Origin of the sequence: Pseudovibrio sp. Alg231-02 (assembly GCF_900143565.1) — a bacterium.
Taxonomy (GTDB): domain Bacteria; phylum Pseudomonadota; class Alphaproteobacteria; order Rhizobiales; family Stappiaceae; genus Pseudovibrio.
Genome location: NZ_FREX01000010.1, coordinates 107739 through 133375, shown reverse-complemented (window position 1 = coordinate 133375; position 25637 = coordinate 107739). Strand labels below are relative to the sequence as shown.

Annotated in this window: 24 protein-coding genes and 1 tRNA gene; 20 read left to right on the top strand and 5 right to left on the bottom strand. The window is 52.1% G+C overall.

Annotated features, from left to right (window positions below; all coding sequences use genetic code 11):
* Positions 1–35 precede the first annotated feature (35 nt).
* The 11 genes from nagZ (at position 36) to DHN43_RS22275 (ending at position 10515) form a co-directional block, all read left to right on the top strand.
* Complete coding sequence (nagZ, locus tag DHN43_RS22325) at positions 36–1049, top strand: beta-N-acetylhexosaminidase (protein ID WP_108820092.1); 1014 nt, start codon at positions 36–38, stop codon at positions 1047–1049.
* Between the two features lie 65 nt (positions 1050–1114).
* A complete protein-coding gene (locus tag DHN43_RS22320; RefSeq protein ID WP_108820091.1) occupies positions 1115–1987 on the top strand; it encodes a segregation and condensation protein A in 873 nt (290 codons plus the stop codon).
* Positions 1984–2700, top strand: coding sequence for an SMC-Scp complex subunit ScpB (gene scpB, locus DHN43_RS22315; protein ID WP_057466248.1), 717 nt, complete (start codon positions 1984–1986; stop codon positions 2698–2700). Before DHN43_RS22320 ends, scpB begins: the two co-directional genes overlap by 4 nt.
* Positions 2701–2757: 57 nt before the next feature.
* On the top strand, positions 2758–3840 hold the full coding sequence (locus DHN43_RS22310; RefSeq protein WP_108820090.1) for an ABC transporter ATP-binding protein: 1083 nt from the start codon (positions 2758–2760) through the stop codon (positions 3838–3840).
* Positions 3841–3922: 82 nt separating this feature from the next.
* Entirely contained in the window at positions 3923–4168 is a 246-nt protein-coding gene (locus tag DHN43_RS22305) for a twin-arginine translocase TatA/TatE family subunit (protein WP_057466250.1), read from the top strand.
* 170 nt (positions 4169–4338) lie between these two features.
* A complete protein-coding gene (gene tatB / locus DHN43_RS22300; protein WP_057466251.1) occupies positions 4339–4827 on the top strand; it encodes a Sec-independent protein translocase protein TatB in 489 nt (162 codons plus the stop codon).
* A gap of 12 nt (positions 4828–4839) precedes the next feature.
* Positions 4840–5625, top strand: coding sequence for a twin-arginine translocase subunit TatC (gene tatC, locus DHN43_RS22295; RefSeq protein ID WP_057466252.1), 786 nt, complete (start codon positions 4840–4842; stop codon positions 5623–5625).
* 72 nt (positions 5626–5697) lie between these two features.
* A complete protein-coding gene (gene serS / locus DHN43_RS22290; RefSeq protein ID WP_063296953.1) occupies positions 5698–6975 on the top strand; it encodes a serine--tRNA ligase in 1278 nt (425 codons plus the stop codon).
* A gap of 84 nt (positions 6976–7059) precedes the next feature.
* Complete coding sequence (gene surE / locus DHN43_RS22285) at positions 7060–7824, top strand: 5'/3'-nucleotidase SurE (protein ID WP_063296952.1); 765 nt, start codon at positions 7060–7062, stop codon at positions 7822–7824.
* A 160-nt stretch (positions 7825–7984) separates the two neighbouring features.
* Positions 7985–8677, top strand: a complete 693-nt coding sequence (locus DHN43_RS22280) for a protein-L-isoaspartate O-methyltransferase family protein (protein ID WP_063288812.1) — start codon at positions 7985–7987, stop codon at positions 8675–8677.
* A gap of 89 nt (positions 8678–8766) precedes the next feature.
* Entirely contained in the window at positions 8767–10515 is a 1749-nt protein-coding gene (locus tag DHN43_RS22275; protein WP_108820089.1) for a M23 family metallopeptidase, read from the top strand.
* A gap of 100 nt (positions 10516–10615) precedes the next feature.
* Here DHN43_RS22275 and DHN43_RS22270 read toward each other — a convergent pair whose 3' ends face one another.
* Positions 10616–11509, bottom strand: coding sequence for an ATP-binding protein (locus DHN43_RS22270; protein ID WP_108820088.1), 894 nt, complete (start codon positions 11507–11509; stop codon positions 10616–10618).
* A gap of 315 nt (positions 11510–11824) precedes the next feature.
* Here DHN43_RS22270 and yajC point away from each other — a divergent pair, with 315 nt between their 5' ends.
* The 5 genes from yajC to DHN43_RS22245 all read left to right on the top strand — a co-directional run bounded on the left by yajC (position 11825) and on the right by DHN43_RS22245 (position 16243).
* Positions 11825–12154 (top strand): preprotein translocase subunit YajC, encoded by a 330-nt coding sequence (gene yajC / locus DHN43_RS22265; protein WP_057466258.1) that lies wholly within the window; start codon positions 11825–11827, stop codon positions 12152–12154.
* Between the two features lie 95 nt (positions 12155–12249).
* A complete protein-coding gene (secD, locus tag DHN43_RS27460; protein ID WP_057466259.1) occupies positions 12250–13854 on the top strand; it encodes a protein translocase subunit SecD in 1605 nt (534 codons plus the stop codon).
* 16 nt (positions 13855–13870) lie between these two features.
* Positions 13871–14812, top strand: coding sequence for a protein translocase subunit SecF (gene secF / locus DHN43_RS27455; RefSeq protein ID WP_057466260.1), 942 nt, complete (start codon positions 13871–13873; stop codon positions 14810–14812).
* A 144-nt stretch (positions 14813–14956) separates the two neighbouring features.
* Positions 14957–15361: an Mth938-like domain-containing protein gene (locus tag DHN43_RS22250; protein ID WP_057466261.1), complete on the top strand. Its 405-nt coding sequence runs from the start codon at positions 14957–14959 to the stop codon at positions 15359–15361.
* 21 nt (positions 15362–15382) lie between these two features.
* Positions 15383–16243, top strand: a complete 861-nt coding sequence (locus DHN43_RS22245; protein ID WP_108820087.1) for a phytoene/squalene synthase family protein — start codon at positions 15383–15385, stop codon at positions 16241–16243.
* A 53-nt stretch (positions 16244–16296) separates the two neighbouring features.
* Here DHN43_RS22245 and trmFO read toward each other — a convergent pair whose 3' ends face one another.
* Positions 16297–17694, bottom strand: coding sequence for a methylenetetrahydrofolate--tRNA-(uracil(54)-C(5))-methyltransferase (FADH(2)-oxidizing) TrmFO (gene trmFO, locus DHN43_RS22240; RefSeq protein WP_108820086.1), 1398 nt, complete (start codon positions 17692–17694; stop codon positions 16297–16299).
* Between the two features lie 235 nt (positions 17695–17929).
* On the opposite strand from trmFO, the gene DHN43_RS22235 reads away from it, so the two are divergent.
* Positions 17930–18514 (top strand): hypothetical protein, encoded by a 585-nt coding sequence (locus DHN43_RS22235; RefSeq protein ID WP_208995567.1) that lies wholly within the window; start codon positions 17930–17932, stop codon positions 18512–18514.
* Between the two features lie 682 nt (positions 18515–19196).
* Here DHN43_RS22235 and uvrA read toward each other — a convergent pair.
* Positions 19197–22130, bottom strand: coding sequence for an excinuclease ABC subunit UvrA (gene uvrA, locus DHN43_RS22225; RefSeq protein ID WP_108820084.1), 2934 nt, complete (start codon positions 22128–22130; stop codon positions 19197–19199).
* 401 nt (positions 22131–22531) lie between these two features.
* Here uvrA and DHN43_RS22220 point away from each other — a divergent pair, with 401 nt between their 5' ends.
* Positions 22532–23089 (top strand): single-stranded DNA-binding protein, encoded by a 558-nt coding sequence (locus DHN43_RS22220; protein ID WP_063304007.1) that lies wholly within the window; start codon positions 22532–22534, stop codon positions 23087–23089.
* Positions 23090–23356: 267 nt separating this feature from the next.
* On the opposite strand, the gene DHN43_RS22215 is transcribed toward DHN43_RS22220, so the two are convergent.
* A tRNA-Glu gene (locus DHN43_RS22215) sits at positions 23357–23431 on the bottom strand.
* Positions 23432–23621: 190 nt separating this feature from the next.
* Entirely contained in the window at positions 23622–24062 is a 441-nt protein-coding gene (locus DHN43_RS22210) for a VOC family protein (RefSeq protein ID WP_057466264.1), read from the bottom strand.
* 417 nt (positions 24063–24479) lie between these two features.
* Here DHN43_RS22210 and DHN43_RS22205 point away from each other — a divergent pair, with 417 nt between their 5' ends.
* Positions 24480–25061, top strand: a complete 582-nt coding sequence (locus DHN43_RS22205; protein ID WP_057466310.1) for a cold-shock protein — start codon at positions 24480–24482, stop codon at positions 25059–25061.
* 116 nt (positions 25062–25177) lie between these two features.
* Entirely contained in the window at positions 25178–25615 is a 438-nt protein-coding gene (locus DHN43_RS22200) for a DUF192 domain-containing protein (RefSeq protein WP_084407853.1), read from the top strand.
* Positions 25616–25637 lie beyond the last annotated feature (22 nt).

The following is a 25637-nucleotide window of genomic DNA, read 5'->3' as shown; positions in this document are numbered from 1 at the left end:
GACGCCGTACCAGCGTCAAGCTACCAGCTTTACTCATGTTTTTAAAATCGTTCATTTCCGGATGCCTTGGACCTGAGCTTAGCGCTGAGGACAAAGCCTTTTTTCGCGACCAACAGCCGTTTGGTCTGATCCTTTTTGCTAGAAACATGGAAACGCCGGCGCAGATCCGCCGACTTTGCGCTGATTTTCGCGAAGCTGTTGGCCGTGCGGATGCGCCTGCTTTTATTGATCAGGAAGGCGGGCGTGTGCAGCGCTTTGGTGCGCCGCATGTGCCAGTCTATCCAGCGGCTGGGACCATCGGTCGGCTTTATGCGCAGGACGTTGAGGCGGCGAAACGAGCTGCTTATTTGCATGCCTTGCTGATTGGGCTGGATCTGCGTGATCTTGGGTTGAACGCCAACTGTATTCCGTGTCTTGATATGCCCATTGAAGGTGCGAGCAACATTATTGGTCTGCGGGCTTATGGTTCTGATGCGGTGCTTGTGAGTGATCTGGGCCGCGCTGCGATGGATGGCTGTCTTGCTGCTGGTGTGATGCCGGTTATGAAGCATATGCCGGGCCATGGCCGAGCGCTGGTTGATAGTCATCTTTCCTTGCCTGAAGTGACAAGCCCTCTTGAGGAGCTTGAAGCGCGAGACTTTTTGCCGTTCAAATCCTTGCGGGATTGCCCGATGGGGATGACAGCTCACATCGTCTTTAAAGAGATTGATGGAGATCATCCTGTTACGCAATCTTCCTATGCTATTCAGAAAGTTATCCGGGAAGCGATTGGTTTTGATGGCGTCCTGATCAGTGATGACATCTCCATGAAAGCGCTTGGTGGTGATCTGAAGAGCCGGGTTGAGAAAATTGTTGCGGCGGGGTGTGATCTTGTTCTGCATTGCAATGGCGAGCTGGATGAGATGAAGACGGTTGCTTCGGCTGTGCCGGAGATAGATGGAAAACGTGCTGAGCGCATCGAGGCGGCTATGCAGCGAAATACCCAGGTGTTTGATGGGGATGAAACAGCACTGCGCGCGGAGTTTGATGAGCTGTGTGCGAAAGTTTGAGAGGGTGTCTTTTTACCGGAGTGCAGGTCATGCTCTTCGGGGATACGCTTTAAAGGGATTGATGCTTGAGCGACGTTGAGGCCACAGAGCAGTTAGAGGAAGCGTTGGCAGGCGCGGCGGCTGTGGAGCAGCCCGCGACTGGCGACCCGAACCTGCTTGTGGATGTGGACGGGTTTGAAGGCCCGCTTGATGTTCTGCTCACACTGGCCCGCAGCCAGAAGGTTGATATCACCAAGATCTCCATTCTCGCGCTGACAGAGCAGTATCTTGAGTTTGTAAAGGAAGCGCGCCGTTTGCGGCTGGAGCTGGCTGCAGATTATCTGGTGATGGCGGCGTGGTTGGCTTATCTGAAATCCCGTTTGCTCATACCGCAGCAAAAAGACAGCGATGAGCCGACGGGTGAAGAGCTGGCAGCAGCGCTGGCGTTTCGTCTGCAACGATTAGAAGCTATGCGGGATGCTTCTGCAAAGCTGATGAACCGGTCGCGTCTGGGACGGGATTTGTTTGCGCGTGGTGCTCCTGAAACGGTGTCGGTGGAACGGCGCAGTGTCTGGACTGCCACGCTTTATGATTTGCTGATGGCGTATGCCTCTCAGCGCCAGCGCCACTCGGTGACGTCCGTGCATGTGAAACGGCGTGAGGTTTGGTCGCTTCAGGATGCGCGCGATATTCTGACCCGTCTTGTGGGGCAGGTCGCAGTATGGACGCCGATTGAGCGGTTTTTGACGGCTTATCTGGAAGATCCGCAGGAGCGGGCGACGGCTATGGCTTCTGCGTTTTCGGCCAGTCTGGAGCTGGTGCGTGAAGGCGTGATCGATATTCAGCAGTCCGGGCCGTTCGAGACGATCTATGTGCGTGCCTCACAGCGGACGCCGGAAGAGATTGGTGCGGGTGAGCCTGCTGAAGAGCTTCAGGAAAAAGAGGTTGAGTTGTCATGAGTAAAACGCCAGACCTGCTCGACACAGTCTCACAAGATGAGGCGATTGAAGTTGCGGATGCCGGGGAGCTTTTAGAAACGGAGCGCATGGTTGAAGCTTTGATCTTTGCCAGTGCGGAGCCTCTCAGTTTTACCGAGCTTACAAAGCGTATTCCCGGTGATCGGGATATTCGCGGCGCACTCAATCGCTTACGTGCTCATTATCGCAAGCGTGGCGTGCAGCTGCGGTCTGCCGAGGATCGCTGGTCGTTCCGTACTGCTGAAGATCTGTCGTTTATTTTGCACCGGGAAGCAGTGGAGCAACGGCGTTTGTCGCGAGCTGCACTGGAAACATTAGCTATTATCGCCTTTCACCAACCTGTGACCCGCGCGGAGATTGAAGATATTCGCGGCGTTTCTACATCTAAGGGTACGCTTGATGTGCTGCTGGAAACGGGCTGGGTCCGTATGCGTGGTCGACGCAGAACACCGGGGCGTCCTGTAACTTATGGAACGAGCTTTGATTTTCTTGACCATTTTGGTCTTGAGAACATCAAGGATTTGCCGGGACTGGAAGAGCTGAAAGGGGCAGGGCTGCTTGATAGTGCGATCCCCGCCAGCTTCCATGTGCCAGCACCGGATGACAGTATTGATCTGACAGAAGATGAAGATCCTCTGGAAGAAAGTGAAATGTTTGCAACTGGCGCACTTGAAGAAGACGCCGGAGAAAAATAAACACATGCAAGGGGCGCGATGTTGTGTTCGCCGCCTTGCAAGTTTTATGAGGGACGAATGGAGCCAGGGAAGGTTGCAGCATCAGAACGGCTGGTGTTTGACAATATCTACCATCATTATGGGGACTTACCTGCGGTTCGCGGTGTTTCGCTTTCATTGAAAAGCGGAGAAGTGCTGTGTTTGCTAGGGCATTCTGGTTGCGGAAAGACAACGGTGCTGCGTATTGCAGCTGGTGTTGTGCGTCAGCAGCAGGGAAGCGTCCGGATCAATGGTTCTGTGGTTGCCGATGAGCGGACTTTTCTGCCGCCGGAAAAGCGCGGTGTGGGGCTTATGTTCCAGGACTATGCGCTGTTTCCGCATCTAACGATTCTTGAGAATGTGAAGTTTGGTCTTTCTGACCTGTCTTCTGAAGTGGCCGAGCGCCGTGCGCGTGATGCGCTGCACATGGTTGGTCTTGGTCAGTATCTGGATGATTATCCGCATGGATTGTCTGGAGGTGAGCAGCAACGTGCTGCGCTGGCGCGTGCAATGGCACCGCGGCCTCATACTTTGTTGATGGATGAGCCATTTTCAGGACTGGACAGTCGCTTGCGTGATGATGTGCGCACGCAGACGCTGGATATGATCAAAATGCAAGGTGCGACAGCGGTTGTGGTGACCCATGATCCTGAAGAAGCCTTGCGCGTGGGTGACCGGATTGCGCTGATGCGTAATGGGGAGGTGGTACAGCTGGCGACGCCAGAGGATATCTACTTCCGCCCGAATAGTTTGTTTGCCGCTAAATTCTTTTCCGATCTCAATGAGATACCCGGAAAAGTTGTTGGTGGCCGTGTGGTCACGCCTATCGGGAAATTTTCCTCTAATGGCCTTGAAGAAGGGGCTCATGCGACCTTATGTGTAAGACCACATCACTTAAAGGTATGCCATGGTGAGGGGCAGTTCAAAGGCAGAGTAATTTCTCGCGCAATGGCAGGTGAGACAGATCTTCTGGACGTACAAGTTGATGGAATTGAGCGTCTTCTACGTATTCGTACGAGGGATGTATTACAATTCTACCCAGAAAATGTCATAGACTTGTGTATAAATGCAGAGAATGTTTTGGTTTTTGGGCGAGAGACGTCAGTAAATCATAGTGGGTAATTCTTCTGGATACTACCTATTAGTATCTGGGGGATGTAGTGTCTCTCAAAACACAGTTCAGGGTTCTTAAGGAGTTTGGTTGATGGGCTCAATTGGTATTTGGCAAATTGTCATCATCGCGGTTGTCGTAGTTCTGCTGTTTGGTCGCGGAAAGATTTCCGAGCTGATGGGCGATGTTGCAAAGGGCATCAACAGCTTCAAAAAGGGGCTGAATGATGATGCTGCGGAAGCAAAAGAAAAAGAAGAAGATCCTAAAGTGATCGACCATGCGCCGGGTGACACCGTGAATGCGCAGGAAAAAACTGAAGACACCGCGAAAAAGGACTAAGTCTCCTTTAAGGTAGTCTGTGTAAATTACCTAGGGAAAGTCGGCGTTTTCTGGCTTAGAGTTTGTGATCTACGCCTTTCCCTAGTGAATGTGCCGTTTGCGGCACGACATGTCTATGATGAGAGCCTGGTAACGGGCTGTCATTGAGACACTAACGAAACGGCTTCTTTATGTTCGATATCGCATGGACAGAGCTGCTGCTTGTTGCTGTGGTTGCCATTTTGGTGGTTGGCCCCAAAGAACTGCCGGGCATGTTGCGCACAATCGGGCGCACAATCGGCAGTGTGCGGCGTATGGCTGGCGAGTTTCAGTCTAGTTTGAATGACGCTGTCAAAGAAGCGGAGAAGCAGACCGGCATTGATGAAATGCGGAAGCAGGCTGATGCCGCACAAAACTTCAATCCACTTGATGACTTGAAAAAGACATTGGCGGACGAGAAGAAGAAGCTTCAGGACAGCATGAAAACTGCGGAGAGCGATGTGAAAAGCTCGCTGAACGGTGAGGGCTCTTCGGAGAGTAAACCGGACAGTGCGCCAGAAGCTGCGCCTGTGAAAGCAGAGGTTCCGACGCAGAAAGTTGTTTCTTCAGCTGAGCTGGCTTCCACGCAAAAAGCAAAAGAAAGTGCCGCAAGCACTCCTTCCAGCAAAGATGAAAGCTAGGGCGGCTATTTTATGAGTGATAACGAAATTGAAGATTCGCGTGCGCCACTGATTGAGCACCTGATCGAATTGCGTTCCCGCCTGATGAAGTCGGTGATTGCGATCGCTATTGCCTTTGCGGTTTGCTTTTACTTCTCAAATGACATCTTCAACTTCCTGATCGAGCCGTTTTCGGCAGCGGCCGGGGAAAGTATTGAAGTCAAGCTGATCTACACCGCACCGCACGAATGGTTCTTCACCCAGATGAAGCTGGCCTTGTTTGGAGCGCTGTTTATTGCCTTCCCGGTTCTTGCCAGTCAGATTTACATGTTTATGGCGCCCGGGCTTTATAAGCACGAGCGCAGTGCCTTTATTCCGTATCTGGTCGCGACACCTATTTTGTTCGTGATTGGTGGGTCGCTGGTTTATTACCTTGTGCTGCCAATGGCGATGGGCTTCTTCCTTGCCATGCAGCAGATGGGCATGGACGGGCAAGCGTCCATTGAGATGCTTCCGCGTGTGAGTGAGTACCTGAGCTTCGTGATGGTTCTGATCTTCGCGTTCGGTCTGGTTTTTCAGCTTCCGGTTGTTTTGACGCTTATGGGACGCGCGGGTCTTGTGACCTCTGAGTCTTTGAAGGGTAAGCGGAAATATGCTGTGGTTGCTGCGTTTGCAGCTGCGGCAATTTTAACACCTCCTGATCCGATTTCGCAGATCGGTCTTGCACTTCCTACTCTGCTTCTCTACGAAGTCTCCATCTATTGTGTAAGGCTCGTCGAGAAGAAACGTAAAGAGAAGGAAGCGGAAGAAGAGGCCTAGTCTCACTTCCACCCTGATTTACGAGTTTCCCGGCGGGTTATTTGAAGGCAAACCTGCCGGGGTTACTAAGTTATGCTTGATATCAAGTGGATTCGTGAAAATCAGGAGAGCTTTGATACAGCTCTCGCTAAACGCGGCCAAGAGCCACGCGCTGCGCTGCTCGTTGAACTGGACGATGCGCGCCGTTCCCACACCACCAAGCTTCAGGAGGCGCAGCAGCGCCGTAACTCCGCATCCAAAGAAATCGGCATGGCCATGGGCCAGGGCGACAAGGAAAAAGCAGAGGCCCTGAAGGCTGAAGTTGCCGAAATTAAAAGCTTTATCCAGAACGGCGAAGAGGAACAGCGCAAGCTGAACGCTGCGCTTGAGGATGCTTTGGCTGTTATCCCCAATATTCCTCATGAGGATGTTCCGCTTGGCGCGGATGAGGCTGACAACGTTTTGCTGCACACGCATGGCGAAAAGCCGCGTAACAACTTTGAGCAGAAAGAACATTACGAGCTGGGTGAGCAACTTGGCGGCATGGACTTTGAAACCGCTGCTAAAATGTCTGGCTCCCGTTTTGTATTGCTGAAAGGTCAGATTGCGCGTCTGGAGCGTGCGATTGGTCAGTTCATGATTGATCTGCACACGCAGGAAAACGGCTACACCGAAGTTTCTCCACCACTGTTGGTGCGTGATAACGCGCTTTACGGTACGAGCCAGCTGCCGAAGTTTGCTGAAGACCTGTTCCGTACGACAAATGATCATTGGCTTATTCCAACAGCAGAAGTTCCGCTGACGAATGTGGTTGCTGGTGAGACGCTTGCTGAGGCAGACCTGCCACTGCGTATGACTGCTCTGACCTATTGTTTCCGGTCTGAAGCTGGGTCTGCTGGTCGTGATACGGCTGGCATGCTGCGTCAGCATCAGTTCCAGAAGTGTGAGCTTGTTTCTATCACGGATGAGAACAGCTCTCTGGAAGAGTTGGAGCGGATGCGTGAGTCTGCTGAAAAGGTTCTGAAGCTGCTTGGCTTGCACTACCGTGTTGTCACACTGTGTGTTGGTGATATGGGCTTTGGTGCTCGTAAAACCTACGATATTGAAGTTTGGCTGCCAGGTCAGGATGCTTATCGCGAGATTTCTTCCTGTTCTGTTTGTGGTGACTTCCAGGGCCGTCGCATGAATGCACGCTACCGCGTGGAAGGCGAGAAGGCTCTGAAGTTTGTTCATACTCTGAACGGCTCTGGTCTTGCTGTTGGGCGCTGCCTGATCGCAGTGATGGAAAACTATCAGAATGCAGACGGAACAATTACGGTTCCTGAGGTTCTTCGCCCATACATGAATGGCCTTGAAGTCATTGGCGCTTAATAATTGATGTAAGCGTATTTTCAGCAGAAGGGCGGTTGCGTTCTTCTGCTGTACTGCGCGACTTATATGAGGAATTGCTGCGATATGCGTATCTTACTAACCAACGATGACGGGATCCACGCTGAGGGTCTTGAGGTTTTGGAGCGCATTGCGCGGCAGATTTCAGATGATGTTTGGGTTGTTGCGCCTGAAACCGACCAGAGCGGTGTGGCGCACTCCCTGTCTTTGAATGATCCTTTGCGCGTTCGTGAAATTGACAGCCGTCACTTTGCTGTTCGCGGTACACCAACGGATTGTGTGATCATGGCGGTTCGTTCCATCATGGATACACCACCTGATCTGGTTCTTTCCGGTATCAACCGGGGTGCGAACATTGCAGATGATGTGACTTATTCCGGCACCATTGCTGCGGCTATGGAAGGCACTTTGATGGGCGTTCGTTCCATCGCGCTTTCTCAGGCTTATGCATTTGGTTCTGAGTTTGGCCCAAGCTACGACACCGCTGAAGCGCATGCTGTTGGTGTGATCCGCAGCTTGCTGGAGTTCAATTTGCCATCTGACACGCTGCTGAACGTGAACTTCCCTAAAGACGCGCCTGACATGGTTAAAGGTGTTAAGGTTGTACGTCAGGGCAAGCGCGATGCGGGTTCGCTCTACATTGAAAGCCGCAAGGATGGCCGTGGTAATCCGTATCACTGGCTTGCTTTCCAAAATCGCGTACCCAATGCGCGTGAAGGGACTGACATCAGCGCTTTGAAAGAAGGCTATATTTCGGTCACGCCTTTGCATTTGAACCTGACAGCTGATGAGTTGATGGGGCAGTTGGAAAAGACGCTCGAAAAGTCCTGATATGATGAGAACCTACTGAGGTCCTTCGGGTTCGCGTCAGGTTCTGAGGTTATATGTGCGTATTCTTCAAAGGGCCGAGGTGGACCTTTGAAGGTGCGTTCTTTTGAGTTTGCTGGTTTGCCAGCAAGCTTCGCACTGCAGATAGACGGAGTGTTTTAAAATGGAAGACAGTCTGTTTGCTGATGAAGATGGTCGCTTTGATGAGAACCTTGCCAAGCAAGCGGCATGGGTGATGAAGCTGCGATCTGAGGGCGTGCGGAACCTTGAGGTTCTGGGGGCTCTTGAAGCTATCCCACGTAGAATATTTCTGTCAGCCAGCCAGCAATTTCTGGCCTTCGAAGACCGTGCATTTCCAATTGATTGCGGGCAGATGAGTACACAGCCATCCTTGATTGGGAAGGTTGCTGATTTCCTGCAAATGAAGCCGGATCATTCCCTGCTGGAGATTGGCAGTGGTTCCGGGTATCAGTGCGCGGTTCTTTCTAAAATCTGTGATCGCATCGTCTCGCTGGAGCGCTACCGGACACTGGCTGATCTGGCGCGTGAGCGGCTTCGGTCCTGCAAGATCAACAATGTCGACGTGATTCATGCGGATGGTCTTGTGGCGCCTGTTGATGAAGAGGACGATGGCGGCCCGTTTGACCGCATTATTTTAAATGGTGCACTGGACCGAGTGCCGGGTTTCTTGTTTGACCGCCTAGCGCCCGGGGGGCGTTTGTTGGCGCCAATCAAGCATGAAAGCGGTATTTGCCGCCTGATTCAGTATGACAAAGGTGGCCGCGGTCTTGATGAGACTGACCTTGGTGGTTTCCGCTATCTTTCTCTCACACCGGGAATAGCTGCGAAACTGTAGGGGAATGAGGCTTTAATTAAGTCTTTATCAACTCTGTTGTCAGTAAACTTACGCCAGTTAGCCTTTTATTTGTATTGGGTAGGGCGGATATGCAGTTTCATTCCCGTGAGAAAGCCAGATTGCGGCGCGGTGTAGCCTTGTTTTTGCTGTCAGCAGGTCTCGCTGGTTGTAGTGGCAATGTAGACCGGTTTGGCAAGTCTGAATATGTTGATGAACCAACGTCTCCGGCTCGAACTGCCGTTGTGGTGACGCCCGGACTTCCATCATCAAGCACGAAATCTGTTGTTCAGCGCGGTGTCTTGTTGCCTGCGCCAACATCAAGCAATGCTCCTATTGTGACCGGATCTGCGCAATCGCGCGGGTATCCGCAGCAGACATGGCAGCCGACATTTTCTAAACAACCTGCTCCGGTGAGTCAGCGCACGCGCGCGAGCGCTCGGGTTCCTGCAGCACTTGCCAAAGCGCCGAATGATGGCACGCTTGGGTGGACAGCTGTTGGTGGCCGCGTTGTCACGCTGAAAGCCAACGAGAATGTTGATAGTCTTGCCTGGCAATACCGTGTGCCGGCGAACGAAATTCTTCATGCCAATCGCGTGACTGTGAGTTCTGCGCTGCAGCCAGGTGATTCCGTTGTTATTCCGGTGAAGATGGTTCGTAAACCGAACCGCTTGCCGAAAGCCAGCGCTCGTGTGTTGCCGTCCAATAATCAGCAGCCTCAGACGACGGCCTCCATTCCTTCGCAGTATGTTGCGCCTTTGAATGCCAATGGCTCTGCTTCCAGGCAGTCTCGTGATGTGTTTGCGACCAAGATTGCGGCTGCGTTGCTTCCTCCGGGTAATGTGGGAGAACGATCGCGTCCTGTTTACAGTGATGCACCTCCAGCAGCTTATCCGGCGCAAAGGCGTGCACCAGCAGCAGCTGTGCCTGCGTCTTCGCTTCAGCCAATTCAGCAGTCTGCACCTTCTCAGGTCTATCGTGCACAGCAACAGCCAACGACCTATCGCAGTCAGTCTTTGACGCCGATTGTTGCTCCGCAGTCTGCGACTGTTCAGCCATCTTATGGTGTGCCTGTTACTGGGCAGGCGGCGCGCAGCGTTGCTCCTCTGCGCGTTTCAGCTGTGCCAAAGAGTAAACCCAGGGCTAATGTTGCACAGCGTCCGGCATCGGTTGCCAGTGTCACAGCGACACAAGCTGTGCCGAAGCCAAAGAGAATCGCTTTGGCAGGGTTGAACCCGCAACGCGTGACCGCTCCGGTTGCGACACAGCGCACGCTTGCCAATTCTCTTGCGCCGACCCCAGTTCACACCGCAAGTGTTCAGAAGCCGCAAAAACCGATTGTTCCGGTTATCTCTGAAGCTGAGACGGATGTTGTCCGTTTGCAGCCGACAGAAGTTTCCAAGCCAGCGCCTGTGCAGCCAGTTGCGACAGCGAAGGCTCCTAAGGTTGCTGTGGCAGATGAAGCGACGTTCCGCTGGCCGGTGCGTGGGCGGATTATCTCTGACTTTGGCGTGAAGCCGGGTGGGTCTAAAAACGACGGCATTAATCTGGCAGTTCCATCAGGAACAGACATTAAAGCTGCGGAAGACGGAACCATCGTTTACGCCGGTAATGAGCTGAAAGGCTTTGGAAATCTGGTGCTGATCCGCCATGATAATGGCTGGGTTTCGGCTTATGCGCACAACAAAGAGCTGAAGGTGCGCCGTGGTGATGCCGTACGCCGTGGACAGACTATTGCCATGGCTGGTGCGACGGGGTCTGTGACACAGCCTCAGCTGCATTTTGAGCTGCGTAAGGATAACAAGCCGGTAGATCCTATGAACCATCTACCACGTTCCTAATAAAAAGGGGGAGGGTTCTTCTTGGAACTCTTTTCATAGGTAGAGCACGCCGCGTTGATGACCTTCACGCGGCGTGCTTTTTTATGAGCGCTTTTGCTTGTCAGGACAGCGTTTGGCTGAGGCGGCCTGCCAGATCCTGAATAAATTGCCATGCGACACGACCAGAGCGAGCGCCGCGTGTGGTGGACCATTCCAGAGCCTGCGCGCGGAGCTGCTCCTGCTCGACCTTTAAGCCAAAATGCTCTGTGTAGCCGTAGATCATATCCAGATACTCATCCTGAGAGCATTTGTGGAAGCCAATCCAAAGGCCGAATCGATCAGAAAGTGAAACCTTCTCTTCCACCGCTTCGCTTGCATGGATCGCGGTTGACCGCTCGTTCTCCATCATATCGCGCGGCAAAAGGTGTCTGCGGTTGGATGTGGCGTAAAACAGGACATTTGCTGGTCGACCTTCAATGCCGCCGTCCAGAGCTGCTTTCAGGCTCTTGTAGCTGGTGTCGTCGCCATCAAAGGAGAGATCATCGCAAAAGATGATGAAGTTGTAAGGCTTGCCGCGCAGCTCGTTCATCAACGCTGGGAGGGCTTCGATGTCCTCGCGGTGAATCTCGATGAGAACAAGTTTGCGGACGCCTTCGGAGTTTGCGTGTGCTGCGTTGATCGCAGCATGAGCAGATTTCACCAAAGACGACTTGCCCATGCCTCTGGCACCCCACAACAGCACGTTGTTGGCCGGAAAACCTTCTGCGAACCTATTTGTATTCTCCATCAGCATTTTCTTGGAGTGATCGACGCCTTTGAGCAGGCTAATATCAACCCGATTGACTTTGGATACAGGTGCAAGCTCAAACGGGGAAGGGTGGAATACAAAGGCATCGGCTTCGTCGAAATTGACAGTAACCGGAGGCTTGGGAAGGGAGCTGGCCAACAGGGCGACAATCTCGTCCAGCTTGGATGTAAGAAGGGCGACTTCAGAGGTATTTTCTTTAGTGGTCATGTGTATCTACGTGATTAACTCAGGTGCGCTGGCATAGGCTTTACGCAAAATGCACTAGGTGAAAAATTGTCTCAGCGGCGGTTCTGCTATTTGATCTGCGGCCAAGTATCCCTATTTACAGCTGTATCATGTCCAATACTCTTGGGGAAAGTCCCAGTTAGCATGTCAATGCCTTGAAAAGGTTGGAGTGGACTGTATAGTCCAGCGCAAAATCCTTGTTCTTTCGGGCCAAGGTCAATTTTGGAGGGGTTCACCTCGCCAATTGTTTAATGAACGCCATCAGGTTCCTCGGGAATTTGTGGTAAGGAGAAACTAATGTTTATTACCCCTGCCTATGCACAGGCCGCAGGCGGCGTGCCAGACGTTGTAATGTCTATTGTGCCGTTCGTCCTGATCTTCGTGATCATGTGGTTCCTGATCATTCGCCCTCAGCGCCAGAAAATGAAGTCTCATCAGGAGATGGTGAGCAATCTGCGTCGCGGCGATACCGTTGTGACCTCTGGTGGTCTGATTGGTAAAGTTGCTAAGATCGTTGATGATGCTGAACTGCAGGTGGACATTGCTGAAGGTACGCGTGTGCGTATTGCTCGTGCCATGATCCAGGAAGTTCGCTCCAAAGGTGAACCTGTTAAGGACGGCGAATAATCGCGCCTTGATACCTGTAGTTTCAGACCGCTTTCCTGTTTCGGCAATCGCCGCAGTGAGAGCGGTCTGCCTATTCTAGGACCGGGCATATACTCATGCTTCATTTCGCGCGTTGGAAAATCGCCCTGATTATCGTCGTGGTGCTGGGCGGTATCTTTACAACATTGCCGAACTTCTTCCCGGCAAGTACCGTTCAATCCTGGCCGGATTTTATGCCTAAGCGCCAGATTGTTCTCGGTCTTGACCTTCAGGGCGGTGCTTATCTGCTCTATGAGGTTGATAAGGAAGATTACAAAGAAAAACAGTTCCGTCAGCTGGTTGGAAATATCCGCCGGGCCCTGCGCGAGAACCCACGTATCGGCTACACCGGTCTGGGTATTCAGGGAGACGGCGTTCAGGTTCGCATTCGTGATAATGCACGCTTCGATGAGGCTGAACAGCGCCTTGCAGAACTGGTAAACCCGCTTAACTCCGGCGTTTTTGGCGGTGCAGCGGTTAACGAATTTGTTCTTGAACCTCAAGGTGATGGCCTGTTCCGCATGGCTTTCTCCGAGGAAGGTCTGGACATGCGCCTCGCTTCCGTTGTGAGGCAGTCCATTGAGGTTATCCGTCGCCGTGTTGATGAACTCGGCACGACTGAGCCTTCCATTCAGCGTCAGGGCACTGACCGAATCCTTGTTGAAGCGCCGGGTGAATCCAACCCTCAGCGTCTGAAGGATATCATTGGTGCAACCGCGCAGCTAACGTTCCATCTTGTTAGTCAGGAAATGAGCGCGTCACAGGCACTTCAAGGCCGTCCGCCAGCAGGCACGATGGTGGTTGAGGGTTCTGATGGCCAGCCATACCTGCTGGATGAAAACCCGTTGCTGACGGGTGAAGAGCTGCAGGATGCTTCTGTTGCGTTTGACCAGCAGACAAACGAGCCTGTTGTGAACTTCCGCTTCAACACTGCCGGTGCCCGCGTCTTTGCGGATGTGACCCGCGCAAATGTTGGTCGTCCGTTCGCGATTGTGCTGGATGACGAAGTGATCACCGCTCCGGTTATCCGTCAGCCGATCACAGGCGGTTCCGGTCAGATCTCTGGTAGCTTCACTGTTGATGGTGCGAATGATCTTGCTGTTCTGCTGCGTGCTGGTGCGCTTCCTGCGCGTCTGGATGTGGTTGAAGAGCGTTCAGTTGGTCCGGGCCTTGGTCAGGATTCCATTGATAGTGGTAAGGTTGCTTCCATCGTTGCAGCGGCAGCGGTGGTGATCTTCATGCTGCTAGCTTATGGCCAGTTCGGGATCATTGCGAACCTTGCGCTCGCTTCCAACGTTTTCCTGATCTTTGGTGTGCTCACCACGCTTCAGGCAACGCTGACCCTGCCGGGTATTGCGGGTGTTGTTTTGACAATTGGTATGGCGGTTGATGCCAACGTGCTGATTTACGAGCGCATTCGTGAAGAGGCACGTGCTGGTCGTTCCGCTATTGGTTCGATTGATGCGGGCTTTAAGCGTGCACTTGGCACCATTTTGGATGCAAACATCACAACGCTGATTGTGGCTGTGATCCTGTTCTTCATCGGTTCCGGTCCTGTTAAAGGGTTCGCCGTAACGCTGATGATCGGTATCTTCACCACAGTGTTCTCTGCGTTTACTATCTCTCGTTTCCTCATCTCTGTATGGGTGAAGCGTAAGCGTCCATCCAAACTGCCAATCTAACTCGGAGCATGACCCTATGAAACTTCTTAGACTTGTTCCGGAGCAGACCAACTTCCGCTTTATGCATTGGCGGGTGTTGAGTTTTCCGTTTTCTGGAATTACGGCAGTTCTTTCCATTGTGCTGTTCCTGACAATCGGCCTGAATTACGGCATCGATTTTAAGGGCGGGACGCTGATTGAGCTGCAGTCCACAAGCGGTCCTGCGAACCTTTCTGAAATTCGCCGGACCCTTGGTGGTCTTGATCTGGGTGATGTGCAGGTGCAGGAATTCGGTAGTCCTACCGAAGTTCTGATCCGCATTGAATCTCAGGGCGAAGGTGAAAGCGCGCAGCAGGATGTGGTTGAGAGTGTCCGTGGTGCCTTTACCGATGGATATGAATTCCGCAGAACTGAAGTGGTTGGACCTCGTGTCTCCGGCGAGCTTGCTTATGCAGGAACGCTGGCGGTCGGGTCTGCCTTGCTGATGATCATGTTTTACATCTGGTTCCGCTTTGAATGGCAGTTCGCAGTTGGCGCGATCATCACCACCTTCAATGATATCCTGCTGACGGTTGGATTGTTTGCGGTGTTGCAGCTGGACTTTACGCTGTCCAGTATTGCGGCGGTGCTGACGATTATCGGTTACTCACTTAACGATACGGTGGTTGTTTATGACCGTATTCGTGAGAACCTGCGTCGTTACAAGCGTCTTTCTCTGGAAGAGCTGCTTGATAAGTCCATCAACGAGACCTTGTCCCGTACAACAATGACATCCGTGACCACTTTGCTCGCGCTGTTTGCATTGTACTTCCTGGGCGGTGAAGTGATCCAGTCCTTCGTGCTGGCGATGATCTTCGGTATCGTGATCGGGACTTACTCTTCTATCTTCCTTGCCTCTCCGCTGCTGATGCTCATGAAGCTTCGTACCAGCGTGTTTGACAAGAAAGACGACGAAACATCTCCGGCAAAATCTGCTTAACCAGCGGAAACAGCTAATGTTTTAGATGGGGCTGACCACAGTTGTGGTCAGCCCCATTTTCTATTGGACATTCTTTCGCGTGTAATTAAACAGAGGCTATCAATTTGCGCGTATACTGGGCGAAAATAGCCATTGGAGGACACTATGGGAAAACGTGGAGAGCCTTTGGAAGTGCGGGATGCGCATTATCCAAGTATGGTTCAAATCGACGCCTACGGAAATGGCGGCTTTCGATTTGCCGATATGTCTCATCGTGGATCGCTGATGTGTGTACCCTCTGGTGTTTATGGTTGGGCGCCAACCAGCTTTGATGAGGTTACGGATGAGGCACTGGCGCAAATCCTTGCAGAGTCTGACGATATTGAAGTGTTGTTGATTGGTGCTGGTGACGAGCTGAAGCCATTTCCAGAGTCTCGTAAGGGGCCGTTTCGTGAGAAGGGCATCATGGTCGATAGCATGTCCACTGGTGCTGCTGTGCGCACATACAATGTGCTTCTTGGTGAAGACCGAGCTGTGGCAGCCGTGTTTATTGCAGTTGAAGACGTTTAAAAAGAAGCGTGGAACCCAGCTATGAGCCAGGCCTATGACCACTGTAATGATTTCGTAAAACGCTTCTGCTACGAGCGTTACCTGAGCACATTGTATGCTCCGATTATTGCGCGTCCGAGTTTGATTGCCCTTTACGCCTTTGCCTGTGAGATTGCGCGTATCCGAGAGCTGGTCAATGAGCCGATGCCCGGAGAAATTCGCCTGCAATGGTGGCATGATGCGCTGAGTGGAACTGATCATGGCGATGTGATGCACAACCCGGTTGCGCAGGCGATCATTGAGACGATTGAGCATCATAAATTGCCAAGAGAGCCGTTCCTCAACCTGATTTCTGCGCGCCGGTTCGACCTTTATTCTGATCCAATGCCAACCATCAATGATTTGGAGGGGTATTGCGGGGAGACCAGCTCTACAGTGGTTCTGCTGGCCTCCATGATATTGAGCGGAAAACCTGCTGATCGCCAGCTTTCTGACGCCAGCGGCCATGGTGGTGTGGCGTATGCGCTCTCTGGCTTGATGCAGACGCTTGCGTGGCAGGCCTCGCGGCACCAGCAGTTCCTTCCCAAAGATGTGATGGAACGACACGGTGTGGATGCCAATGCCTTGCGAGGGAACCGTTCAAATGATGCTGTCTGGGCGGCTTTTGAAGAAATGGTGGAGCTGAGCAAAAAGCATCTCGATGATTGTGAGAGTGCACTGGAAGGGATTGACCCGTCTGTGCTGCCTGCGTTTTTGCCCGTGTTTCAGGTGGAACTGTTCTTCAATGAGGCGGACAAAGATAGTTTTGAGCCGCTGCAGGTTTGCGGTGGGGCGCCGCATATGCGGCGTGTCTGGCATATGTGGCGGACATCTCGCCGCCTTACCAAACTCTCGCGGAAATAGAAAAAGGCCGGAATATCCGGCCTTTCTGTCTCTAATTGTATGTTGCGTGCGTGTTAGACGTTCGCGACCCATGCTTTAAAGTCATCCAGACCACGTTTGGCCATAACCTGCTTTTTAAGGCGGGTCTTTTCTTTCCCGCGCAGGCGCTTGCCTTCCGGATGCTTCGGCATTTCGTCCAGAGGAGGCAGGAGGCCGAAGTTGATGTTCATTGGCTGGAAGGAACGCGGGCCGGAGCCATCTTCGCGATCGATGTGACCACCCGTGATATGGTTGACGATTGCACCGCATGCAGTTGTGACTGGCGGAGGTGCGATGTCGGTTCCAAGTGCCTGATGAGCTGCAAACAGACCTGTCAAACATCCAACAGCGGTGGATTCCACATAACCTTCACAGCCGGTGATCTGACCTGCGAAACGCACGTGTGGCAGAGCTTTGAGGCGCATCTGATCATCGAGAAGACGCGGTGAATTGAGGAAGGTGTTGCGGTGCAGGCCACCGAGGCGGGCAAACTGAGCTTCTTCCAGACCCGGGATCATACGGAGAATTTCTGCCTGCGCGCCGTACTTCAGTTTGGTCTGAAAACCAACCATGTTGTAAAGCGTGCCAAGGGCATTGTCCTGACGCAGCTGTACCACGGCATAGGCTTTGATGTCTGGCTGATGGGCATTGGTTAGGCCCATTGGTTTCATTGGGCCGTGGCGCAAGGTTTCGCGGCCACGTTCCGCCATCACTTCAATTGGAAGGCAGCCATCAAAGTATGGTGTGTTTTCTTCCCATTCTTTAAAAGAGGTCTTTTCGCCGCCGATCAGTGCATCGATAAAGGCTTCGTATTGCTCTTTATCCATTGGGCAGTTGATGTAATCTTTACCCGTACCGCCCGGGCCGACTTTGTCGTAGCGAGACTGAAACCATGCCTTGTTCATATTGATGGATTCAGTGTGAATGATCGGTGCAATCGCATCAAAAAAGGCGAGGGAGTCTTCGCCGGTTGCTTGCAGGATCTGCTCTGAAAGAGCTGGAGATGTGAGCGGGCCGGTTGCAAGAATGACCTGACCGCTTTCTGCTGATGGAATTTCAATCACTTCTTCGCGGAGGATCTCTACGTTCTCGTGGCCTTCCAGCGCGGCTTGTACAGCTTGGGAAAATCCATCGCGGTCCACGGCCAGTGCGCCGCCAGCAGGCACTTTGTTGGCATCTGCGCATCTCATGATCAGGGAGCCGGCAGCGCGTAGCTCAGCATGAAGTAGGCCAACAGCGTTGTTTTCAGCATCGTCAGAACGGAATGAGTTGGAGCACACCAGTTCTGCAAGGTCATCTGTTTTGTGTGCATCGGTCTCACGTGTTGGGCGCATTTCGTGCAGAACGACCTTCAGGCCTTTTTCTGCGATCTGCCATGCTGCTTCGGAGCCTGCCAGGCCGCCGCCAACCACGTGTATGGTCTGCTTCGTCATTTCCTATCCAATCGACTGGGCTTCTGTTGCGCCAAAGCGTCTGATGAAGCCTAAGTGTTTATCGCTTGCGAATTGCTTAGCCTCTGAACTTGCTCAGTTCAATCATTTAGGCCATCAATCTTCCATGGTTGTGCAAAGTGATTCACAAAAACACATGTATTTTTCAAATAAGAAACTGAAGAAAATTTCTCAGGCCTTCGTGATTGCAGTTGGCGCAATTGGGCTAACTGCGTGCATGAGCCAAATTAATAGAAAGCCAAGCACCTGGTATACTCAGATGGGTGGCATCGAAAACAAAGGTGACACACTTTACATCTGTCATGGTTTCGGCTGCGAATATCGCACGGCTGTGACGTTTAGCCAGAAAGACAAACAGCGATTACGCACGATTTTGAAGCGAGGGCATCGAAGCCCTGAAGCAGAACGCGCTGCAATTTCCAAAGCGGTGCAGTGGCAAGAAAAGCGTGTTGGGCCTGTGGTTGGGTCATCCAATGATATTGGTGGGCTGGATATGGGTAATGGCAACGTTAAAGGGCAGATGGACTGCATTGATGAGGCGACCAATACAACAAGCCTGCTGGTTTATGCGGGTTCTCAGGGTTGGCTTAAATACCACCGTGCGGCGCGGCCTGCCTCGCGCGGTTTTTTCCTTGATGGCAAATATCCGCATGCTTCAGCTGTTGTGGTGGATACGACCACAGAGATTCCATGGGTGGTAGACAGCTGGCGCCTAAGTAATGGCAAGCCGCCTGATATTTTGCACATGACTAAGTGGCTGACTATGACCAGCGCTGATTTGGAAAACCCATCAGGCAGGTGAGCTGGTGATGAGAGTTGCGCAGTGATGTGCGTAAAGCAGTGATGATTTGGAGAGCGTATCAGCGAGGCTGGTGCGCTTTTCTTTTGTGTGATTGCTTTACTGAGGACGATGGGCAGTTTTGAGGAAAATAGGCCCTTAAAACAGCTAACGCCCGTCGATGGGAGGAACGACGGGCGAAGCTAGTAAACAGAGAACTGGGAGGAAATCTCTGTTTAGAACCATCAAGCAGCTTGGGAGGAGGTGCTGCCTGAGGATTGTATGTTAGGCTGCCGAGGTTTAATTGGGAGGAGTTCCTCAGCGGCCTTGAGTTGGTTTATACAAAAGACTTTCCAATTGTGCATCACATCATTTCGCATGTCCGATATGCAAAAAATGCATGGCATTATGGCAAATGATGGCGCTACCATTGTTCAAAAAGACATAAATGCCAAAATTAACGATTGTGCAGTGCGGTAATTTTGTGATTTGCGGCACAAATCTGCATACCTGAGGGGCTGGGAGTGCTGTTTTTAGGCAGTTGGTGCTGAAAACTTAATCATATTTCAATGTGTCGCCGGCTTTGAACAGGTTTTGTAATAGAGCGGCGCCGACTGGTATTTTGTGTTGTTTTCGCGGAAAGAGACTGTTGGGGTGGTGGTCTTTGCAAAAAAAATGACCGGGACAGTGCCCGGCCATTTGGTTTTTATTCTGCTGCGTCCAGTTTGCTGGCGCTTCGCCTTTCAAACAATTCCTTGAGGAAGTGTCCCGTATAGCTCTTTGGTACCTCTGCCACATCCTGTGGACGGCCGGTTGCGACGATGGTTCCGCCGCCGTCCCCGCCTTCAGGGCCAAGGTCAAGGATCCAGTCTGCGGTTCTGATCACTTCCAGATTGTGTTCGATCACGAGAACTGTGTTGCCCTGATCGACCAGCTCATGAAGGACATCGAGCAGCTTGGCGACATCGTGGAAATGGAGACCGGTTGTTGGTTCGTCCAGAATATAGAGCGTACGGCCAGTTGAGCGTTTGGAAAGTTCCTTTGCCAGTTTCACACGTTGTGCTTCACCGCCGGACAAGGTGGTGGCCTGCTGACCGACCTTGATGTAGCCGAGGCCCACGCGGGCGAGGGTTTCCATTTTGTCGCGGATGGATGGCACGGCAGAGAAGAAGCTTGCTGCTTCTTCAACGGTCATGTCCAGTACATCTGCAATGGATTTGCCCTTGAACTGAACTTCCAGTGTCTCGCGATTGTAGCGCTTGCCCTTACAAACATCACAGGTGACATATACATCAGGTAGGAAGTGCATTTCGATCTTGATAACACCGTCACCCTGACAGGCTTCGCAGCGTCCGCCTTTTACGTTGAAAGAGAAGCGGCCCGGCGCGTAGCCGCGTGTTTTTGCTTCCGGCATGCCTGCAAACCACTCCCGGATTGGAGTGAAGGCGCCTGTGTAGGTTGCCGGGTTGGAACGCGGCGTTCTGCCAATAGGGGACTGATCAATGTCGATGACTTTGTCCAGACGCTCCAGGCCTTCAATCCGGTCATGCGGAGCAGGGTTGTCGCGTGCGCCATTGAGGCGACGAGCGGTTGCCTTGTAGACGGTATCGATCAGGAATGTAGATTTGCCGCCACCAGATACACCAGTTACGCAGGTAAATGTGCCAAGCGGGATGGTAGCATTCACGTCTTTGAGGTTGTTACCGCGTGCGCCGAACACCTTGATCTGACGGTTCTTGTCAATCTTGCGCGGCTCATCTGGTTGCGGAATGCTCATTTTGCCGGAAAGATACTTGCCGGTGAGGGAGGCCGGATTGGCCATCACTTCATCTGGGGTGCCTTGTGCGACCACCTGTCCGCCATGGATACCTGCGCCCGGACCCACATCCACCACATAATCTGCGGTGAGGACGGCGTCTTCGTCGTGTTCTACCACGATAACAGTGTTGCCGAGATTGCGCAGGTGTTTCAGGGTTTCCAGAAGGCGGGCATTGTCGCGCTGGTGCAGGCCGATGGATGGTTCATCCAGAACGTAAAGCACACCGGTCAGGCCGGAACCGATCTGGGAGGCCAGGCGAATACGTTGGCTCTCACCACCAGACAGGGTTCCGGAAGAGCGGTCCATGGAAAGGTATTCCAAGCCAACATCGTTGAGGAACTTCAGGCGCTCACGGATTTCCTTGAGGATGCGGTATGCGATTTCGTTTTGCTTGTCGGAGAGTTTTTCATCAATGCTGGAGAACCAGTCGTGTGCGGTTTTGATGGAAAGGGCTGTGATCTCGCCTATATGGCGATCTGCTATTTTGACGCAAAGCGCCTCAGGCTTGAGACGGTAGCCTTTACAGGCGTCGCAAGCATGGTCGGATTGGTAGCGTGAGAGCTCATCGCGCACCATCTGGGAATCTGTTTCACGCCAGCGCCGCTCGATGTTGCCGACAACGCCTTCGAATGGCTTTTCGGTTTTGTAAGAGCGAGTGCCGTCATCATAAACAAACTGCACTTTAGTGTTGCCGGTTCCGAACAGCACCGCATTGCGGAAGTCTTCAGGAAGGTCTTTCCAAGCTTTGGTCATTGGCTGCTTATGATGCTTGGCCAATGCTTCCAGTGTTTGGGTGTAATAAGGAGAGGTTGAACCGGTTTTTGACCATGGCAGGATCGCGCCGCCTCGAAGGGACAGGGTTTGGTCCGGTACAACGAGTTCGGCTTCAAACGCCAGTTTTGTGCCGAGACCATCGCAAGTCGGGCATGCGCCAAACGGGTTGTTGAACGAGAACAGGCGCGGTTCAATCTCCGGGATCGTGAAGCCGGAGACCGGGCAGGCGAACTTTTCTGAGAAAATGAGCTGCTTTGCTTTGCCTTTCTCATCCTGCTGATCTGCAAACTCAACAGTAGCGAGGCCTTCGGCAAGCTCCAGTGCGGTTTCCAGAGAATCTGCCAGGCGGCCAGCCATATCTTCACGCACGACGATACGGTCAACAACGACGTCAATATCGTGTTTGAACTTCTTATCCAGAGTGGGCGCATCGGCGATTTCATAATACTCGCCGTCAACTTTTACGCGCTGGAAGCCCTTTTTCATGAGCTCAGCGAGTTCTTTTCTATACTCGCCTTTGCGGCCACGCACGATTGGGGCCAGCAGGTAAAGGCGGGTTCCTTCTTCCAATGTCAGAATTCGGTCTACCATTTGGGAGACGGTCTGACTTTCAATTGGAAGGCCCGTTGCCGGAGAGTATGGAATGCCTACGCGCGCGAATAGGAGGCGCATGTAGTCATAGATTTCTGTGACTGTGCCGACTGTGGAGCGTGGGTTTTTTGAGGTGGTTTTCTGTTCAATGGAGATTGCAGGTGACAGGCCATCGATCTGATCTACGTCCGGTTTCTGCATCATTTCAAGGAACTGGCGGGCGTAAGCGCTCAGGCTTTCAACGTAGCGGCGCTGCCCTTCAGCGTAAATTGTATCGAAGGCAAGAGAGGATTTGCCTGAGCCGGACAGGCCAGTCATGACGATCAGGCTGTCTCGTGGAAGATCCAGGTCCACATTCTTCAAGTTATGTTCGCGAGCGCCACGTACAGTGATCTGCTTCATAAGGTCTGCGCGCGCTGGAGTATTTTGTGTGTCATGTGTTGGCGACTTCGCCATGGAACTGTCCTTTATCACGGATACCGAGTTCGCATATAAAAAGCAAAACAGGTCTGGGCGCGATCCTCAAAATGCAGGAGAATGAGCGCTGGAAATCAGGTGGAACATAAACGGAACAATTTTAAGGAGCAAGCCTTTTTGAGTTTGCTCGCGTAAAATTGTCTTTTAGAAAAATTGAGAGTTGAACTTGGCAGTTTTGCAAGGCATTGTATCGGAACAAAAATAGAACGAGCAGAGAGCCTTGCTTGCGGGCGCCTGATATTCCGACTGAAAGCCTAGGAAATGTGGACAACCACCGCGGGTTTGAGAAAGTCTGTTTGAATTGTAGAGCGCGGAGCATAGGTTACTTGCCAACTTAACTCGCTTAAACTTTGGGCGAGTTCAGACTTAGGAGTAATTCAATGGCCGGTAGCGTCAATAAAGTCATTTTGGTTGGAAATTTGGGCGCAGATCCGGAAATTCGCCGTACGCAGGACGGTCGTCCGATCGTCAACTTGCGTATCGCTACTTCGGAGAGCTGGCGTGACCGTAATAGCGGCGAGCGCCGTGAGCGGACCGAATGGCACCGTGTTGTTGTGTTTAATGAAGGTCTTGCAAAGGTTGCCGAGCAATTCCTGCGCAAAGGCTCCAAGGTTTACATCGAAGGTCAGTTGCAAACTCGCAAATGGCAGGACCAGAGCGGCCAGGATAAATACTCCACCGAGATCGTTCTGCAGGGCTTCAACTCTACGCTGACTATGCTTGATGGTCGCGGCGAAGGCGGTGGTGCAGGCGGCCAGGGTGGTCAGTCCGGAGGCTTCGGCGGCAGCGGCGGCGGTGGCGGCGGATACGACCAGGGCGGTGGCTTTGGTGGTGGCGGCTCCAGCAATCAGGGCGGCGGCTTCGGCGGTGGCGGCGGTGGTGGCCAAGCACCATCTGGCGGTTTCGGCGGTGGAATGGACGATGAAATTCCGTTCTAAGCCAAGCATGTAATTCAAGATGGCCCGGAGTGAGCGCAGGTTCACTGCCGGGCTTTTTTGTGTTCCGGCGTGGGGTCCTGATCAGAGGGTGATGTGGGTAAGGGTCTTACCTTGCGACTTTACTCGGGCTTAAGTGGACTGGTCGCGGCTATGAGGATTGGGGAGCTCGTTCGCAGAGATGTGTCGTCAGTACTTGCTCTCAAAATAATTGAGAAACAGCGCATGAAGATGCGATGCTAGCAAAACAAATAAATTTAAGGAGAGAATTGGTACGCCCAAGGGGAATCGAACCCCTGTTTCCGCCGTGAAAGGGCGGCGTCCTAACCGCTAGACGATGGGCGCACTCTACAGCATTTGCGCAATGTGGCGCGCTGTGAAGAGGCTTATAAGTTTTCAGCAGGATATTGTCTAGTGCTTAAAATTTTATAATTCAAACAATCCACAAATATGGATTTGGTCTATTCTTTTCTTAATTATTGTTAGATTTCAGCGCCTCAATTGAAATTGAGGCGCTGAAATACTTGTGCTGAAATTACCAGCTGCCGGTGTTGCCCATGGAGAGCCATGGCTCAGCTGGCTCAAGGCTTCCACCTTTTTGCAAAAGCTCAATGGAAATTCCATCTGGAGAAACAATGAATGCCATACGACCGTCGCGTGGTGGTCGGTTGATTGTGATCCCAGAGGCTTGAAGCTTTTCGCAGGTCTCATAGATATTGTCGACTTCATAGGCGAGGTGGCCGAAGTTGCGACCTCCGGCGTACTCTTCCGGATCCCAGTTGTATGTTAGCTCGAGTGCTGGTGCGGAAGATGCGCTGAAGCTTTCTTTGTCTTCAGGCGCAGCCAGGAAGACAAGCGTGAAGCGGCCGGCTTCGCTTTCGTGACGGCGAACTTCTTCCAGCCCAAAGATACTGCAATAAAACTTCAGGGATTCATCAAGATCTTTAACGCGGACCATGGTGTGTAGATAACGCATGTCGAACTCTTTCTTTTATGGGATTGGCTCTGTGAAGTGGGAACCAGCAGAGGTTGAAGTTGGCCGAAGCTAGCGCGAAAAAAGCTAGGAGGGAAGGGTGCCTAGTATTTCTGAATTCTGAATATGCAAGGTATGCTCCGCAATAGTGTGTATCTGATGACAAGCTGAGACTTTGAAAGTAACGCGGGGATTCATGGGATAAAATCTTCAGTAGTGTTAGCTATACCCCCTCCAAACTTCAGGTAAATGGTGTTGATAGGACAACACTAACCAAATCAATGGGGGATCATTTAGCTCTTTGTTAATTTTTTACCTTTTTGCCGTCGGGCGTAATGATATTCTTTTTGTGGAATCAAGTGGTGTTCGGTTTTGATCGAGCGTTACATTTCAGATGCGGCAAATTTCGGGGCATTCATCATGGTGGTAAAAACGGCGCCTCAGTTAGGCTCTGTCGAGGACCTGGTTGACGATACAGCCTTAGATGTTCTTCAAGTGGCAGGAACAATCAAGTGGTTTGATATTGGTAAAGGCTATGGTTTTGTAGAGCCGGAAGACGATCTGCCTGACGTCTTGTTGCATGTTACATGCTTGCGCAGGGACGGCTATCAGACGGCGTATGAAGGTGCGCGTGTTGTTTGCGAGGTGCTTAATCGTCCGCGCGGATTGCAGGCGATGCGCATTCTTTCCATGGATGAGAGTTATGCGGTTCATCCTTCTCAGCTGCCACCTTCTCGGACGCACGTGCAGGTGACACCAGAGGGTAGTTTTATCGACGCAGAAGTAAAGTGGTTTAACCGGGTCAAGGGCTTTGGTTTCCTGACGCGCGGCGAAGGCACGGAAGATATCTTCATTCATATGGAAACGCTACGTCGTTTCGGTATTACGGAGTTGCGGCCTGGCCAAAAGGTGCAGGTGCGCTTTGGTGACGGGCCGAAAGGCAAGATGGCTGCGGAAGTTCGGCCTGTTGGGAGTGGTACTCACATTCCGGCATCTCACTGACGAGAGTCTTACCGTTTTCAGATCACATTCCTGATATTTGCTGATTTTAAGCCCTTGGTGACTTGCCAAGGGTTTTTCTTTGGCTCAAAGCTAAAGAAAACGAGGTTTTAAGCTTTATGACGGTTCTTCGAATTGCATTCATTTTTGTTTTGCTGGGTATGACATCGACGGTTGCTGCAGGTATGAGAACTGAAATTCTTGAAGTGCGTAGTGCCAATGGAACGCATGAGTTCCAAGTTGAGGTCGCTGAAACGCCTGATGACAGGGCCCAAGGCTTGATGGGCCGAACGGATCTGACAGCTGATCAGGGGATGCTGTTCATTTTCCCGCAGTCGGGTCTTCAGTACTTCTGGATGAAGAATACGCCGACTTCGCTCGATATCATTTTCATCGGGTCTGACTATAAAGTTAAAAGCATTGCTGCGAACACAGTGCCGTATTCGGAAGAGATCATCCCTTCCGGTTTGCCTGCTCAATATGTTTTAGAGGTGGTGGCTGGGCGCGCGGCTGAATTGGGTATTCAGCCCGGAGATCGTGTTATCCGTATCCCATAGATGGAGCGTTTAGTGCTTCGCA

What these genes read in the sequence shown, in the direction of transcription:
- DHN43_RS22305 (WP_057466250.1), top strand. Translation starts at nt 3,923, where the DNA reads ATGGGCTCAATTGGTATTTGGCAAATTGTCATCATCGCGGTTGTCGTA.
- DHN43_RS22235 (WP_208995567.1), top strand. Translation starts at nt 17,930, where the DNA reads ATGAGCCAAATTAATAGAAAGCCAAGCACCTGGTATACTCAGATGGGT.
- tatC (WP_057466252.1), top strand. Translation starts at nt 4,840, where the DNA reads ATGAGTGATAACGAAATTGAAGATTCGCGTGCGCCACTGATTGAGCAC.
- DHN43_RS22280 (WP_063288812.1), top strand. Translation starts at nt 7,985, where the DNA reads ATGGAAGACAGTCTGTTTGCTGATGAAGATGGTCGCTTTGATGAGAAC.
- DHN43_RS22250 (WP_057466261.1), top strand. Translation starts at nt 14,957, where the DNA reads ATGGGAAAACGTGGAGAGCCTTTGGAAGTGCGGGATGCGCATTATCCA.
- DHN43_RS22205 (WP_057466310.1), top strand. Translation starts at nt 24,480, where the DNA reads ATGGTGGTAAAAACGGCGCCTCAGTTAGGCTCTGTCGAGGACCTGGTT.
- yajC (WP_057466258.1), top strand. Translation starts at nt 11,825, where the DNA reads ATGTTTATTACCCCTGCCTATGCACAGGCCGCAGGCGGCGTGCCAGAC.
- DHN43_RS22245 (WP_108820087.1), top strand. Translation starts at nt 15,383, where the DNA reads ATGAGCCAGGCCTATGACCACTGTAATGATTTCGTAAAACGCTTCTGC.
- secF (WP_057466260.1), top strand. Translation starts at nt 13,871, where the DNA reads ATGAAACTTCTTAGACTTGTTCCGGAGCAGACCAACTTCCGCTTTATG.
- DHN43_RS22310 (WP_108820090.1), top strand. Translation starts at nt 2,758, where the DNA reads ATGGAGCCAGGGAAGGTTGCAGCATCAGAACGGCTGGTGTTTGACAAT.
- secD (WP_057466259.1), top strand. Translation starts at nt 12,250, where the DNA reads ATGCTTCATTTCGCGCGTTGGAAAATCGCCCTGATTATCGTCGTGGTG.
- tatB (WP_057466251.1), top strand. Translation starts at nt 4,339, where the DNA reads ATGTTCGATATCGCATGGACAGAGCTGCTGCTTGTTGCTGTGGTTGCC.
- DHN43_RS22275 (WP_108820089.1), top strand. Translation starts at nt 8,767, where the DNA reads ATGCAGTTTCATTCCCGTGAGAAAGCCAGATTGCGGCGCGGTGTAGCC.
- DHN43_RS22220 (WP_063304007.1), top strand. Translation starts at nt 22,532, where the DNA reads ATGGCCGGTAGCGTCAATAAAGTCATTTTGGTTGGAAATTTGGGCGCA.
- surE (WP_063296952.1), top strand. Translation starts at nt 7,060, where the DNA reads ATGCGTATCTTACTAACCAACGATGACGGGATCCACGCTGAGGGTCTT.
- scpB (WP_057466248.1), top strand. Translation starts at nt 1,984, where the DNA reads ATGAGTAAAACGCCAGACCTGCTCGACACAGTCTCACAAGATGAGGCG.
- trmFO (WP_108820086.1), bottom strand. Translation starts at nt 17,694, where the DNA reads ATGACGAAGCAGACCATACACGTGGTTGGCGGCGGCCTGGCAGGCTCC.
- serS (WP_063296953.1), top strand. Translation starts at nt 5,698, where the DNA reads ATGCTTGATATCAAGTGGATTCGTGAAAATCAGGAGAGCTTTGATACA.
- DHN43_RS22210 (WP_057466264.1), bottom strand. Translation starts at nt 24,062, where the DNA reads ATGCGTTATCTACACACCATGGTCCGCGTTAAAGATCTTGATGAATCC.
- DHN43_RS22200 (WP_084407853.1), top strand. Translation starts at nt 25,178, where the DNA reads ATGACGGTTCTTCGAATTGCATTCATTTTTGTTTTGCTGGGTATGACA.
- DHN43_RS22270 (WP_108820088.1), bottom strand. Translation starts at nt 11,509, where the DNA reads ATGACCACTAAAGAAAATACCTCTGAAGTCGCCCTTCTTACATCCAAG.
- uvrA (WP_108820084.1), bottom strand. Translation starts at nt 22,130, where the DNA reads ATGGCGAAGTCGCCAACACATGACACACAAAATACTCCAGCGCGCGCA.
- nagZ (WP_108820092.1), top strand. Translation starts at nt 36, where the DNA reads ATGTTTTTAAAATCGTTCATTTCCGGATGCCTTGGACCTGAGCTTAGC.